This window comes from Treponema sp. UBA7567, assembly GCF_002476655.1.
In the GTDB taxonomy this organism is placed as follows: domain Bacteria; phylum Spirochaetota; class Spirochaetia; order Treponematales; family Treponemataceae; genus Treponema_D.
In genome coordinates this window covers 20958-35898 of record NZ_DLLH01000055.1, presented here as the reverse complement: position 1 = coordinate 35898, position 14941 = coordinate 20958, and the positions used below count along the sequence as shown (strand labels likewise).

Sequence of the window (14941 nt, the reverse complement as noted above, 5' to 3'; positions counted from 1 at the left end):
AATATTAACGGCAACTGTCTTTATAATAATTTTATTGTTCTTTATGCTTTTAAGGCAATTTTCTCGCCAGCAAGAATACAAAGGTTTTTCAAGAACAAGCGAAATCATAGTTCAAGCGCTTTCAACTGGAAATTTTAAATTACTAGACCGCAAGCTTTCTGAGCTGCCATTTTTTGTTTCATACATGATTTACGACACAGAATCAGGAGAAATTTTCCGCCAAAAAAACAGCATTTTCGGAAAACTTCCGGAAACAGAAGGAAAACCCATACGCTTTTCAACAAAAAAAACAACCGGTTTTGAACCAATAAGCATGATTTATATGACAACCAGATATAAATTTGTCGGTGGACAAACTTTCACCGTTCAAATCGCACAAAAAACAAACGGCGACGCAGGACACAGGTTTTTCCGGGAAATGTTTTCTTTAATTGCAGTTGCAACAATTCCGCTTTTAATAATTTCGTTCTTCATTTCAAGATTTTTTATACGGCAGACAATGCTTCCGGTGGTAAAAATAACAAAAACGGCGGCGACAATCAGTTCAACAAATTTAAACCAGAGACTTCCAGAAACAGGAAAAAAAGATGAGCTCGACAACCTTGCAAAAACATTCAACAGACTTTTTGAAAGGCTAAAGGCAGATTTTGACCGCGAACGCAGTTTTACAAGCAACGTAAGCCACGAACTAAAAACTCCAGTCGCAGTAATTTTAGGACAGGCAAATCTTTTAAGACGCTGGGGGAAAAACGACAGCGAACAGCTTGAAAAAAGCCTGAACACGATTCTTCAGGAAACACATTCAATAAATTCGATAATTTCGAATCTTTTGCAGCTAAGCAGGATTGAAAGCGGAAAAATTATACCTGTAACCGAAAAAGTCAGCATTCAAAAAATGTTTTTTCGGTTAAAAGAAGAATTCAAGGCTATAAACAAAGAAATGACAATTCAATTTGAAGAAAAGCCTCTTCAAGAAATATACACCGACAGCGAGCTTTTACATCAGGTTTTTGTCGCAATAATTTCAAACAGCAATAAATTCATAAAGCAAAATCCACTAATTGAACTAAAATGCACGCAAAACGAAAATCAAACGGCAATCGAAATTTTGGACAACGGCCCGGGGTTTGAAGAAAACGTTCTTCCACACGTGTTTGAACGCTTTTACCGCGGAGATTCGAGCCACAATCGCTCTGTCGGAGGAAGCGGCTTAGGACTAAGCATTGCACAAGCAATTGTAAAAAACCTAAATGGAAAAATCATAGCCTCGAACGGCAAGAACGGCGGAGCATTGATTACAATCACACTAAAAAATTTTGCATAACGTAAAAACCGGCCACTCTGGGTTCGCTATGCGCTCATCGTCTGCAAAGCAGACGACTAAAGCCCGACGTGTCCGGCGTAAGTTTTCCGGGAATTGCTCAAAAAACAATCCCGGAACTATATTTTTACAGATTTTCTGGAAGAGTAAGCCCAAGAGCTTTTTCAGTGTTTGCGTTTTTAGAAAAATCACATTTTTCAAGATACTGAATTGGCATATCGGCAGGATTTGCTCCGTTTTTGAGAATTTCAACAGCCATTGCGCCAGTCTGCTTTCCAAGTTCGTAGTAATTTACACCGTAAGTACAAAGCCCGCCAGACTGAACCATTCCGTCTTCTCCAACGATTGTCGGAATTTTTGCCTGATTTGCAACCATTGCGACGTTTGCCATACCTGCAGCAAGCATATTGTCTGTTGGAATGTAGATTGCATCAACTTTTCCAACAAGGCTCTGTGCAACCTGCTGAATTTCGTTCGAATTAGAAACTGAACCTTCAACAAATTCAAGGCCTTCTGTTTTGCAAGCTTCTTTTGCAAGGTTAATCTGGAAAATTGAATTCTGTTCGCTTGAACAGTACATAAGTCCAACTTTTTTTGCAGACGGAACAATTTTTTTAAGAAGTTTAATCTGCTGGGCAACTGGTGTAAGGTCAGAAGTTCCTGTTACGTTTGTTTCAGGTTTTTCATTAGACTTTACAAGTTTTGCAGATTCTGGATCTGTTACGGCAGAAATAAGAATTGGAATATTTTTTGTAAGATTAGCAACAGCCTGAGCAGCTGGAGTTGCAATTGCAAAAATCAAATCATCCTTATCGTTTACAAGTTTATTTGCAATTGTTACGCAGTTTCCCTGATCACCCTGTGCATTGTGCATATCAATAGCAATGTTTTTTCCATCCACATATCCGGCTTCAGCAAGGGCATCAACAAAACCTTTGCAGGTCTTGTCGAGAGCAGGATGCTCAATCAACTGAATAATACCGATTTTAATAGCTTTGTCCGAAGAAGAATTCTTCTTTGAACAACCTGTAAGTGCAAGTCCTGCAACAGCAATTGCAGCCATTATACAAGCAACTTTTTTCATTTTTTCACTCCTTTTAAAAGTTTGCGATGCAAACAAAAAAATATAACGCTTATTATAAAATTGTAATGGCATTGCGTCAAACAATAATCACGTTTACTTTTCCGTTTGTTGCATCAAAAAGCTTGTTTTTTAGACTTTCTGCGTCTGTTTTTGCAATTTTTCCACTTACAGTTACGCCTTCTGCAAATTTTTCTTCAACGTCAAAAAGAGTCCATTCTTCCAGAATTTTCCTAGCAACCTGATAAGACTGATAATCTGAGACAAAGCTAAATTCAGACTTTTCAACAAGATCTTCAAAAACAGTAGTTTCAAGAACCGCCTTTGTGCAATCTTTGTAGGCATGAACAAGACCGCCAGTTCCAAGCAAAGTTCCGCCAAACCATCTGGTTACAGTTACCAAAATATTTGTCGAACCGCTGCCTTTTAAAACATCAAGCATAGGTCTTCCGGCAGTTCCTCCAGGTTCTCCGTCATCGCTCATTCCCATAATTTCTGCATTTTTTCCAAAAACAAAAGCATGACAAACGTGTGTCGAATCCGAATATTTTTGTTTTTGAGATTTTAAAATTGACCGGACCTGACTCTGCTCTTCAAGAATAAAAGTCTCGCCTAAAAAACGAGAACCTTTTATCAAAAGCTGGGCAGACGAAGTTTTTACAGGAATTTTCAATTACTGGCCGTCCGAATTATTTTTGTCAGGAGTTTTATTCTCCAGTAAAATTTCATCATCATTTTTTTTAAGGCTTACAACAATTTCTACTGCCGGCTGACGCAAATTTTCGTAAAAAAACGGAACAGCAAGGCTCATAAAGGAAAGAGCCTTATAAAAATTTATAAAATATAAGAAATCAAAAATCAGTGAAAAAAACTGAACAGCACCGCCCTTCTGCGCCGCAGAAAAAGACAAGGTTATTCCAAAATAAAATGCCGCAAGAATCAAATTTCTTCCGCCAGCCATAAAAACAAAANNAGATATTGATTATAAATTTAAAAATATTTCTAAAAAAAAGTTTTAAGCTCAAAAAAGCAAGCGAAAAAACAGAATGGTTCGGATTATCATATTTTAAGAAAAAAAGAAAAACTTGAGGAAAAATCAGCAAAAAAAACAATATAAATGAGAAAATTATCAAAAGATAGAGAAAAGCGTTTTCTCCGAATTTTGACTGAAGGTTTAATATAAAATCCGGATTTGACTTTGTTATAAAATACATAGTTCCGGCAACAACAGCCGCAGAAATTCCTGTAAGCAAAGTATAGGAAAAAACTGCTGGAGCGAACTTCTTAAACCGCCTGAACCCATAAAACAAAAAACCGATTGTCACAAATTCATTTCTTGCCATGCGCAGGAGCATTGTGGAAAAACCGCTTAAAATCAAAAACCAGAAAAAAACTCCGCAAAACATAAGGCCGTAACTAAAAAAAGTTCCGAAGAATGAGTTCTGCCTTGAATTTAACAGAAGCGAAGTTCCGACAAAAACCGCTGAACACAAAGATTCGAGAATTACGATTATAAAAAGCGTAAAAAATGTTTTATTTAAATTTTTTCTGGCAACAGGTGCAAATTTTACAATAAGTTCTTTGTTTTTCAATTATTTAAACAGCTCCATCTGCGTACCGTCAACTTTAACGGATTCAACTTCTTTTGTACACAACCGAATGCCAAGGGTCTTGAGTCCTTTTTCTTCAAAACTTTGTGCCTTAAAACTTTCTTCCAAAACTTTTACACGAGGCTTTTTTTCGTAATACAGTGTAAAAGTAAATTTTTCGCGGGTATCGACATGCAAAACTTCCATTCCGTCCGGCGCAATAAAATAATCGCGGTTTAAAATCCAGCTTGGAATTCTCGTTCTTTTTATAAAACAGTATTTTGTCTTTGGATCACGGAAAATTACAGTAAAAAGAACCTTGCTTATAATTTCTTTTTCTGCAATTTCGCAAAACCACATTCCCTTGTCAACAAACATTTTTTGAGGAACGTCGCAAACCGAATACATTCCTGTTTTTCGCATTACAAGAATTCTGTCATAAGGCGAAACTTTTTTAATTTCCTGACCACCGGAAACATTGATTCCAAGATAGCCTTTTTCGTCATAGCGCAAACTCTGATCAGACTTAGCGACAGACTTAACATCGACAGCAGAAAAACTCGTGACTGTCGTTTTTCGGCGCAACATCTGAGGAGAAAACTTTTTAAATTTTTCAAGCATTGAACCAAGATAATCAATTGCGCAACCAACAAGATTTTTTAAAAGGCCTGCAATTTCTTTAAGCCTTGCATTGATTGCCGCAACTTCTTCGCGGTTTTTGTTTATATCGTAAAGAGAAATCCTTCTTATTGGAATTTGAAGCAAATGTTCAACATCATCATCGCTAATTTCACGCACAAGCTCAGCCTTAAACGGCTCAAAACCTTCATAGACCGCTTTTACAACATCTTCCTGCGTCTTTTTCGTTTCAATCGCTTTATAAATTCTTTCTTCTATAAAAATCCTCTCCAAAGTGCGGATATGAAGTTTATCCATTAAAGTGCCGCGTTCAAATTCAAGCTCGTCCTTTATTATTCCCGTGAGTTTTTGTGAATAAAACCCAATTATCTGGGTTGCCGTCATTGCAACTGGCATATTGTCTTTTATTACGAGCATTTGACANNGCAATTGTTTTTTCGCAATCGGTGTAGGCATAAAGACTGTCGATTACATCTTTTGTATAAACTCCACGCGGAAGTTTTATTTCGATACAGCAATGGTCAGTCGTAAAATTATCAACCGAACTGATTTTTATTTTTCCGGCACGATAAGCGTTATCAATCGACTGGAGCAAATCTTTTGCGTTTGTATCAACAGGAAGTTCTGTAATTACGATTTTTTTGTCATCGGTAGTATCAAACTTTGCACGAGTAACAATTTTTCCGTTTCCGTCGTTGTAATTTGAAACATCGATTAAACCGCCTGTTGCGGCGTCCGGATAAATCTTGAATTTTTCACCTTTTAAGCACTTTATTTCCGCGTCTAAAACTTCTTTCAAATTGTAAGGCAGAATTTTCGTGCTCATTCCGACCGCAATACCTTCAGCACCCATAATCAGCGTAAGAGGAATTTTTGCCCGATAAACCTCCGGCTCAATATCGCGGCCATCATAATTTGGAACATAGTGAGTAATTTTTGGATTTGTTACTAAAAAATCTTTTGCAAGAGGGTGAATCCGACATTCAATGTAACGGCCTGCAGAAGGTCCGTCGCCAGTAAATTTATTTCCGAAGTTTCCTTGTTTTTCTATGAAAATTTCTTTATTCGCAAGATTTACAAGCGCTCCGTAAATTGAAGCGTCGCCATGAGGATGATATTTCATCGTGCGTCCAACCACAAAACTTACTTTTTGAAAATATCCGTCATCAACTTCAAAAAGGGTGTGCATAATTCTGCGCTGAACAGGCTTTAACCCGTCCTCCAGATCAGGAATTGCGCGGTCGCGGATTACATACGAAGCATATTCAATAAAATTTTTGTCGAATAGATTTTTTACAAATGCCATTTTCTTTCCTATACATCAATTTCGGCGTTGCTAAGCAAGTGCTGTTCTATAAAAGAACGGCGTTCAGGAGTGTTTTTGCCCATATAAAAAGCAAGCAACTGAGGAATAACCTTAAGCTGACTAACTTCAACCGGCGTTAAATGCATTGTCTGAGGGTCAATAAACTGCCTAAATTCACTAGGGTTAATTTCTCCCAATCCTTTAAAACGGCTGGTCTCGCAATTTTTTCCGAGTTTTTTCTGAGCCTTGTCGCGTTCATCTTCGCTATAACAATAAATATTTTCTTTTTTTGTGCGAACTCGGAAAAGAGGAGTTTCCAAAATCCAAACCCTGCCGCTTGTAACAAGCTCTTCAAAATAGCCAAGAAAAAAAGTAAGCACAAGGTTTCTGATATGAAATCCGTCATTATCGGCATCGGTTGCAATTACGATTTTTGAATAACGGAGGTCTTCGACAGAATTTTCGATTCCAAGAGCGCGCATAAGCTGAAAGAGCTCATCGTTTTTGTAAATATCAGTCTGCTTTTTGCCGTACATATTCTCCGGTTTTCCGCGCAGAGAAAAAATCGCCTGAGAATTTGCATCGCGGCTGTGCGTCATGACGCCTGAAGCAGAATTTCCTTCGGTAATAAAAATCATCGAATTTTCGCCTTTTGTTCCGTCTTCAAGATGGAAACGGCAGTCATCAAGTTTAGGAATTCGAATGCTCACCTTTTTGGCCGCTTCTTTTGCCTCTTTTTTTACAGCGCTCAATTCTGTACGAAGTTTTTCATTTGCTTCAATTTTTTTCTGAAGCATTTCCGCAGCCTTTGGATTTTTATGAAGCCAATCATCAAGTCCAGACTGAACTTCGCTCACAATCCACTGTCTTATGTCAGTATTGCCAAGTTTATTTTTGGTTTGACTTTCAAAAATCGGATCTTTTACTTTTACAAGAACGGCAGCCGTAATTCCTTCGCGAATGTCTTCAGATTTGTAATTTTCTTGAAAAAACTCATTCACGCCTTTTATAAAACCTTCCTTAAATGCAGTCAGATGAGTTCCGCCGTCGCTCGTAAACTGTCCGTTTACAAAAGAAAAATAATTTTCGCCATAAGCATTTGTGTGGGTAAATGCAAACTGTAGGTGCGCGCCAGTGTACGAACCAATTGGATAAATCGTATCAGCTTCAAGCTCTTTCTGCAAAAGGTCCAAAAGTCCGTTTTGACTTGCAAAAACCTGTCCATTAAAGTTGATTGTAAGGCCTGTATTTAAATAAGCATAATTCCAGAGCCGTTTTTCGACAAATTCCATATTAAAGCTGTACTTGCCAAAAATTTCTTCATCTGGAACAAATTCAAAATAAGTTCCGTTTTTTGCAGGCTTTGAAAGTTTTACAGTATTTTTTTCTGCAATAAGCTTTCCGCGTTCAAAAACCGCTTCTGTAGCATAACCGTCGCGAATTGCAATTACCTTAAAATACGAAGAAAGCGCATTTACAGCCTTTGTGCCGACGCCATTCATTCCGACAGAAAACTGAAAAACATCGTCATTGTACTTTGCCCCGGTGTTTATCTGGCTTACACATTCAACAACCTTTCCGAGCGGAATTCCACGTCCGTAATCCCGAACTTTCACGCGGTTTTCAACAATTTGAATATCGATTCTATTTCCAAAACCGACAATAAATTCATCAATTGAATTATCGATAACTTCTTTTAAAAGAATGTAAATTCCATCGTTCTGGTTTGAACCATCGCCAAGACGTCCAATATACATTCCTGAACGCAAGCGGATGTGTTCCAAAGCATCAAGATGTTTAATCTGCGAATCGTCGTAAGCCGCAAGTTTTTTTCCGTTAGATTTTAAAGACGGATCGATTGATTTTGCCGCGGCAAGGGCTTTTGCTGTCTGTTCTACAGTAATTCCACGTTTTGCAGAAATTTTTTCTTCCGTTTTTTTAGGCTTAGCCTTTGTTTTAGCGTTGTCCCACGCTCTGAAAGTTCCGGTTTCGTCAATTCCAGCGACAGGCTTTTTTGCTTTTATAAAAGTTTTTTCTGTTTTTGCGGCAGTTTTCTTTTCAACTGTCTTTTTTTCTGTTTTTTTGTTTACAGCAGAAGTTCTTTCTGCAATTTTAGACGTTTCAGTTTTTCCACCCATAAATCTAAGTTTAGCGGAAATTTTCAAACTCCTCAACACAAGCATAACATAAGTATCAGCCAATTTTGCTTTTATAGCAGTTTTACAGCACCGTATTCACTGTCCTTAAAATTCAAGAGACTTTGAATCATTGTCTGCGCTCTAGGACTTGCCTCAGAAACCCGCTCAACTTTTCCAGAAAAATGCTTTACAAGAGGATTTATATATCTTTTTTTTACTTCAAGATTTACGCTGTAATAATTTTGCTCAGGTTCCTGGCAAAACCGTTCAATCTGCGTCATTGTCCGCCATTTTTTTATAAGCGAAGAAAGATAACTGTCGTTCTGAACCGCATATTCGTCAAAAATTTCAATCACTTTTTTTTCGCTCAAAGACATGCAATCTTTTTCTGTTATCAGTTTTTTTTCAATCGCAAGATTTACGATTTTTCCAAGCATATTTAACGCAAGTTTATTTTCGTTGCGCTGTAAAATCAAAGAGCAGTCGCAAAAACCTTCGGTATAAAGTTCTGCAAGTTTTAAATCCGAAAACCCAAGCTCATCTTTTCCACTTTCGTTTTTTAACACACAGATATTTTTATAAATTTCTTCAGTTTCTTCAAATGTCCAGACGTGTCCGTTGTTCAAAAATGCCAGGACCATATTGCTAGGAAACATATATTCCAGCCTGTCTGCGCTCAGACGCGGAATTTCGTTGTCGCACAAAGGATAAATGTGATAATCGGCAATTTCCTCAAGTTCAATCCTGTCTTTTTTTAAAAGTTCAGCAAGTTTTTCGTCGCCAGCAAGAATATTAAAAGTTTCGTTTTCACTCAATTCCTGCTTTAAAGCGTCTCCCTTCCTAAAATCATTTACGTGGCTAAAAACGCCTGTCGCAATGTCATGAAAAAGAGCCGCAAGTGTCTGCTTCTTATCCTGAGAAAAATTCCAGGCAACAAGAGCTGTTCCAACACTGTGATCAAAACGGCTGTAAAAAAATCTATTTCTGTAAAGCGCAGTCCAGTCAGTTCCGCACAAAAGCCCAATGCCTTTAAGCCTCTGTAAAGCCGGCAGACAAACATAACCGCAAAGCCAGGAAGGAAACTCCTTGCAGAGGATTTTATGATATTTTGAAGCAAAATCTTCCATATGTACTTTAAATATTCCAAAATTTTATTTTAAAAGCGAAGGTTTTCCTGTAAATAAAATCCGCAAATTTAATTTTATGTAAGAACAAATTTCGCGCGAATAAGAATTCAAAACAAAAAGTGCCGGCGTCTTTGAGGCAACTCCGTAAACGTCCGTAAAACCAATTCTATTTGCAAGCCGTTCCGCCCTCGCAAGGTGAAAATCGCTTGTCACAACAGCAACCGGCGCATTTAAAATTTCCTGAACTGTTTTATTCTCATGTTCTGCAAGAATTTTTGCGCTAAACAAAAAATTCTCAATCGTATCTTTTGCCATATTTTCCGCAAGAACCCTTTTTCCGTCAATTCCGCAGGATTCAAGTGCAGGTTTTAAAACGTCAGATTCCGGACAAGGAGAAAATCTTCCTTGTCCGCCGGTTACAACAGAAATCGCCTGAGGCTGAGTTTTTAAGTACTCGCCTGCCACACGCACACGGTTTTGAACCGACAATGTCAATTTTGCGTCTTTTGTAATTCCACCGCCAAGCAAAATCACATACTGAACTTTTTCTTTTCCGTCAGAAAGTTTCGGATTACAGATAAGAAACAAGTTTATACCGCAAATTACAGCGCATAAAAAGACAAAAATGCAAAAAAATATTTTTACGCTGCGTTTTATCTTAAAAAAAATCGTTCTTAAAAGCTTTTTTTTCTGCAAAACAGCAAGAACTGCAAAAAATACGGCGCACAAAAGCCAGACAGCAGAAAAACCAAAAAAGGTTCCCCAAAAAGTTCCGGGAGAAGCAATCTGCATTGCAACAAAATAAAAAAAAGACAAGGCAGAAATAAAAACAAAAATTGCAAAAATCATAAACTTTAATAAAAAAATGGAGCAAACTTTTACAGTCGAGTGGCTTTCCGCCCTTCCGCTTTCGCTCCATTACATTCCGGCAATTTCGCAAGGCTTAATCGCCAGAATGTAACTTCGGGGCTGCAATCCAGGCTAGGATTTACCCAAAAATATGCATTTTACCGCTTAACGGCCAAATCCCGGAAATCCGCCAGGAAAACCACCGCCCATTCCAGCCATTCCTTGCATAAGTTTTGCCTGCATTCCGCGATTTTTTGTAAGTTTTTTCATTGTAAGCTTAGTTTTTTCAAACTGCTTTATTAGTTTATTTACTTCAGCTACGCTTGTTCCGCTTCCTTTTGCAATTCTCTTGCGGCGGCTCGGACCAATAATCAAATGATTATTGCGCTCCTTTTGAGTCATCGCCTGAATAATCGCCTTCTGTCTTTTCATTCCAGAAAGGTCAATCTTGCTTTCATCTATTTGTCCAGAAAGTCCAGGAATCATATCGAGCAAAGAACTTACGCTTCCCATTTTTCCGACGTTTTCAAACTGAGCAAGCATATCATTCAAAGTAAATTCATTTCGGGCAATTTTTGCCTGAAGTTTTTTGGCTTCCTCTTCATCAACCGTCTGCTGAGCTTTTTCAACCAAACTTACAATGTCACCCATGCCAAGAATACGGCTTGCTATTCTGTCCGGATGAAAAGGTTCAAAATCATCAGTCTTTTCGCCTGTACCGATAAACAAAATCGGTTTTCCAGTGATTGTCTTTAAGGAAAGGGCCGCACCGCCACGAGCGTCGGAGTCAAATTTTGTAAGAATTACACCTGTAAGTCCAAGCTGCTCGTCAAAACTTTTGGCAACGTCAACTGCGTTCTGGCCGGTCATTGCATCTGCAACCAAAAGCACTTCCTGAGGGGCAACTGCTTTTTTTACAGAAACAAGTTCTTCCATCATATTTTCGTCAATTTGGAGACGGCCGGCAGTATCAACAATCACCGTATCAAAACCATTCTTTTTTGCAAACGAAAGACCGTTTTTTGCAACTTTTACGGCATTTTTTTCACCATCTTCAAAATAAACACTTACGCCAATCTTTTCGCCAAGAGTTTTTAACTGCTCAACGGCAGCAGGACGAACAAGGTCACAGGCTACAAGAACAGGTTTTCTGCCTTCTTTTAAAAGTCTGGCTGCAAGTTTATGAGCTGCAGTCGTTTTACCAGCTCCCTGAAGACCAAGCAAAAGAATTACAGACTGTGTATCAGGACCTTTTAACTGCAAGTCAACCTTCTGGTCGCCGAGCATTTTTACAATGCGATCATAGATAATTTTTACAAACTGCTGTCCAGGATCTACAGCGCGCAGAACTTTTTCGCCTTTAGCTTCTTCAATCGTAGCATTAACAAAGCGACGCACAACACGAAGATTCACATCGGCTTCAAGAAGAGCCATTTTTATCTGTTCAACTGTGTCTTCAATATTTTTTTCTGTAATCGTAGATTTTCCGCTCACAGTACGGACAATATTACTGAAAGTATTTGTAATTTTTTCAAGCATTTTTTATTCCTGTAAACAATCAGCTAATTTTTAAATTTTAGTCAATTTTTCCTGTTGTCAAAAGGTCGTTAATCAAGTCAGCAGGTTTTATTTCCTTATTGAGAATTCTATAAAGACCTTCGCAAATCAGAAGTTTAATACCAAGCTTAGCAGCAATTTCGTGCACATATTTGCAGGCAACAGCACCTTCCGACAAATAGCCGATTTCGCCAATGCGCGCAATAAGGTCATCAAGATTTTTAAATTTTTCAAGCATGTCTGTTTTTATCATATCCTGACCAAAACGGCGGTTACGTCCATATTTTGAGCGGCAGGTTACATCAAGATCGCCTACACCGGCAATCGAAGTAAATGTTTCTGGATGTGTTGCTCCCATAGCCATGCCGAGAGTTTGAATTTCGTTAAGTCCGGCAGCAAGAAGCAAAGATTCCGTATTATCGCCAAACTGATCCGAATGTTCAGCAATAGCGTCCAATGCGCCAAAAACAATCGCAATTACGTTCTTTGCGGCGGCACAAATCTGAACACCAATAACATCAAGCGAAGAATAAACCATAAGTCCAGGAACATGCATAAGTTCCCGGAAACGAATAGAATTTTTCGCATTTTCAGAAGCAGCAATCAAACCTGTAAGTTTTCCCATTGCAACTTCCTCTGCATGAGAAGGTCCGGCAATATAAACAAGCTGACCTTTATAACATGGAGGCAAAACATTTTCCAAAGTTTCAAGAACAAGTTTCGGTCCTTCGGCAGAAGTAATAAAACCTTTTGTAATTACGCCGATAGTAACATTTCCCTGTTTAATATCATCAACTTCAAGCAGCTGCTTAGCAGTAGAAGCAAGATAGAGCGAAGGAGAAGCAAGAATCAAAAATTCTTTTCCGCTGGCAACTTCTTTTATATCAGAAGAAGCAGTCATATTTTCAGAAAGAGGATAGCCCGGAAGATAGCGCTTATTTTCATGATTGTTATTTATGCCGTCAACTACATCCTGTTCGCGCGCCCACATCTGAACCTTATGTCCACCACGGGCAATTGCCTGTGCAAGACCAGAACCCCACGCACCAGCACCAATAACACCAACATTTTTAGATACCATTTAAGACCTCGTAATTTTTTCTCTAATAAAGCCAATAAACCACAGAGATAGTATTCTAATTATAGCAACTTATTTTAACAGGGGCAATTACACGCTATTTTTTGTATTTATGGGCGTTCCGGCAACAAGTTGCCGTCCGGCTTTTCAGGGTTGCATTGTTTTCTTTCATTGCATTCCAGAAAACAACACCTCCGGCGCCCTTACAATCCGTAACGCATTCACAATTATTTCTTAAATTTCAGGAATAATTCTTCCACAGCCGTAAAATGTTTTTTTCCAGTAATTTTCATTCAAACCGCTGATAATTACACCAGTTCTTGGACCGCCGCTTGCCGCATTTAAAAATAAATTCTGTTTTCCAAAGTCATTTTCTCCAGGATTTTTTCCTAAATAAATACCAACATGCGTAATTCTTGAATCAGAAGCGCCCTTAAAAAATATTAAATCGCCAGGAAGAGCTTCTCCCAACGAAACAGGAGATGTCTGATTGTAAATATCCTGGGCGTTTCCCCTTACATCTATACCAAGGCTCTGTTTTGCCGTATAGGATACAAGTCCAGAACAGTCAAAGCCCGGTCGTGGAGTTTTTCCGCCCCAAACGTAGCTTATGCCTTTATATCCCATTCCAAAATCAATAAACTTTTTACGCATATCTATTACAGAATCCATTTTTTTCTCGGACTCTTCAATCGACATAGTTTTATTATTTTCATCCTGCCGCTCCAGCAGTTTTTTCTGTTCATTTTCTTTTACAACAGGTTTATTTGCCGTAGTTTTTCTTTTTGAATCTAGTTTCTGTTTTTTTTCAGTTTTGTTTTGGTTTTCTAAAATTTCTTTTTCGGAATTTTTTTTCTGAGAATCTGCCTTTTGTGTCTGTCTTACAGAAACATCTTCTTTTTTTGACTGTCCCGTAGAATCCGTTGCCGTATTTTCAGTTTTTGTCTTCGCTGTGTTTTTTGCAGGCTTATTTTTTAAATTCGCCTTGTTTTTTTCAAGCTCTGCCTTTGCTTTTTCTTTTGCCGAAGAAATCTGGCTTTTTGAAGAAGCAACTTTCTGGCGCTCATTTTCAATTCTTTTTAGAATATCGAGTTTTTTTTGCTTTACGCTTTCAAAAAATTTAGAATTTTCAGCTTCTATTTCTTTTTTTGAAGGCTCAACAACAATTTTATAAAAATCGCCTTCTTCAATCCTTTGGTTTTCAAAAATATCATCGCCTTTGTTATCTGCCGCATAAACTGCAAAAGATGAGAGAAAAAGAACTAAACTAAAAAAGAATGCTTTTCTTTGAGAATTTTTCATATAACCAGCCTGAACAAAAAATCAAATTCATTGGATTTTCTTCTAAAAAATAAAAACTTTGTCTGCAAAAGAGACAAAGTTTTTATCAGAAAATCAAATCACATAAACTAAATAATTAAATCTTAAAGTAAATTATTTAGCATCAAGAGTCTCTTCAGCTTCAGTATTAACTTCTTCGCTGTTTGAAGTAATCATCATGTTCTGAAGTTTAAGAGAAAGAGCTTCTTTCAAAGCTTTTCCTTCGTCAGTATTGTCTTCGATAGAACTCATAGCGCTCTGAATCTGAGCATCATAAAGTTTTTTTGTCATGCCCCAAACAGCATAGTATTCATAATAAACCTTTGACTCTTTTGCTTTTTTTGATGGCTTTACTTCTTTCTGGATCCAATATGAAGCAATTTTTTCAAGGCCGTTAAGCTCAACGGCAGAAACAGCCTGCTTGTACATATTCAATTCTTGTTCCAAAGAAGTTGGATCTTTTACATCGCCAGACTGTTTTGAACGTCCTTTCTGAGCAGCAGAAACAGCTTTTCCAACAATTCTCTGCATTTCATCACCAACCTGAACTTCTACATCAACCAAGTCAGCCCACTGCTTTGTAAATTCAAGGTTATCGCCACGAGAAACTACAACAAATGGCTTTTTGCCGGCAATTCCTGGCATAATCGGAGAAAGATATTCTGCAGAATAATTTCCGTTTCCAATTTCAACAACCCACTGAGGAATTTCTGAACCAAATGATGCTCCCTGATAGTCAAGAATCGTTACGTAATTCTTCTGAACTTTAGCAGCATTGCCTTTAATTCCAGAACCAGAAACTTTTGTAGTTCCACAGCTACTGAACAGAGCAGCAGCTACAACAGAAAGAATAAAAATAGTCTTTTTCATTTTATTTCTCCCACAAAAAGTCAAGATTAAAACTTGAGTTTTAGGATTGACTTTTTAAGTTGTTTC

Annotated in this window: 11 protein-coding genes and 1 pseudogene; 1 reads left to right on the top strand and 11 read right to left on the bottom strand. The window is 37.9% G+C overall.

Annotated features, from left to right (window positions below):
- A partial coding sequence (locus tag B3Y13_RS07020) for a sensor histidine kinase (RefSeq protein ID WP_296693577.1) occupies positions 1-1324 on the top strand: 1324 nt, incomplete at its 5' end.
- 124 nt (positions 1325-1448) lie between these two features.
- Here the strand turns inward: B3Y13_RS07020 and B3Y13_RS07015 are convergent.
- The 11 genes and pseudogenes from B3Y13_RS07015 to B3Y13_RS06965 all read right to left on the bottom strand — a co-directional run bounded on the left by B3Y13_RS07015 (position 1449) and on the right by B3Y13_RS06965 (position 14875).
- Entirely contained in the window at positions 1449-2405 is a 957-nt protein-coding gene (locus B3Y13_RS07015) for an ABC transporter substrate-binding protein (protein ID WP_296020004.1), read from the bottom strand.
- A 76-nt stretch (positions 2406-2481) separates the two neighbouring features.
- Positions 2482-3075: an IMPACT family protein gene (locus B3Y13_RS07010; protein ID WP_296667395.1), complete on the bottom strand. Its 594-nt coding sequence runs from the start codon at positions 3073-3075 to the stop codon at positions 2482-2484.
- Positions 3076-3213: a hypothetical protein gene (locus B3Y13_RS07005; RefSeq protein ID WP_296693574.1), complete on the bottom strand. Its 138-nt coding sequence runs from the start codon at positions 3211-3213 to the stop codon at positions 3076-3078.
- Positions 3214-3994: 781 nt separating this feature from the next.
- Positions 3995-5936: pseudogene (locus B3Y13_RS07000) on the bottom strand (DNA topoisomerase IV subunit A).
- 8 nt (positions 5937-5944) lie between these two features.
- Positions 5945-8074, bottom strand: coding sequence for a toprim domain-containing protein (locus B3Y13_RS06995; protein ID WP_296693573.1), 2130 nt, complete (start codon positions 8072-8074; stop codon positions 5945-5947).
- 71 nt (positions 8075-8145) lie between these two features.
- The gene (locus B3Y13_RS06990; RefSeq protein WP_296667403.1) at positions 8146-9201 is read right to left on the bottom strand and encodes an HD domain-containing protein; all 1056 of its coding nucleotides are present in this window, start codon (positions 9199-9201) and stop codon (positions 8146-8148) included.
- Between the two features lie 24 nt (positions 9202-9225).
- Positions 9226-10050: a YdcF family protein gene (locus B3Y13_RS06985; RefSeq protein WP_296667405.1), complete on the bottom strand. Its 825-nt coding sequence runs from the start codon at positions 10048-10050 to the stop codon at positions 9226-9228.
- Positions 10051-10215: 165 nt separating this feature from the next.
- Positions 10216-11589, bottom strand: a complete 1374-nt coding sequence (gene ffh, locus B3Y13_RS06980; RefSeq protein ID WP_296020023.1) for a signal recognition particle protein — start codon at positions 11587-11589, stop codon at positions 10216-10218.
- Between the two features lie 37 nt (positions 11590-11626).
- On the bottom strand, positions 11627-12688 hold the full coding sequence (locus B3Y13_RS06975; RefSeq protein ID WP_296020024.1) for an NAD(P)H-dependent glycerol-3-phosphate dehydrogenase: 1062 nt from the start codon (positions 12686-12688) through the stop codon (positions 11627-11629).
- A 231-nt stretch (positions 12689-12919) separates the two neighbouring features.
- Positions 12920-13987: an NlpC/P60 family protein gene (locus tag B3Y13_RS06970; protein ID WP_296667411.1), complete on the bottom strand. Its 1068-nt coding sequence runs from the start codon at positions 13985-13987 to the stop codon at positions 12920-12922.
- 132 nt (positions 13988-14119) lie between these two features.
- Positions 14120-14875, bottom strand: a complete 756-nt coding sequence (locus B3Y13_RS06965) for a hypothetical protein (protein WP_296020031.1) — start codon at positions 14873-14875, stop codon at positions 14120-14122.
- Positions 14876-14941 lie beyond the last annotated feature (66 nt).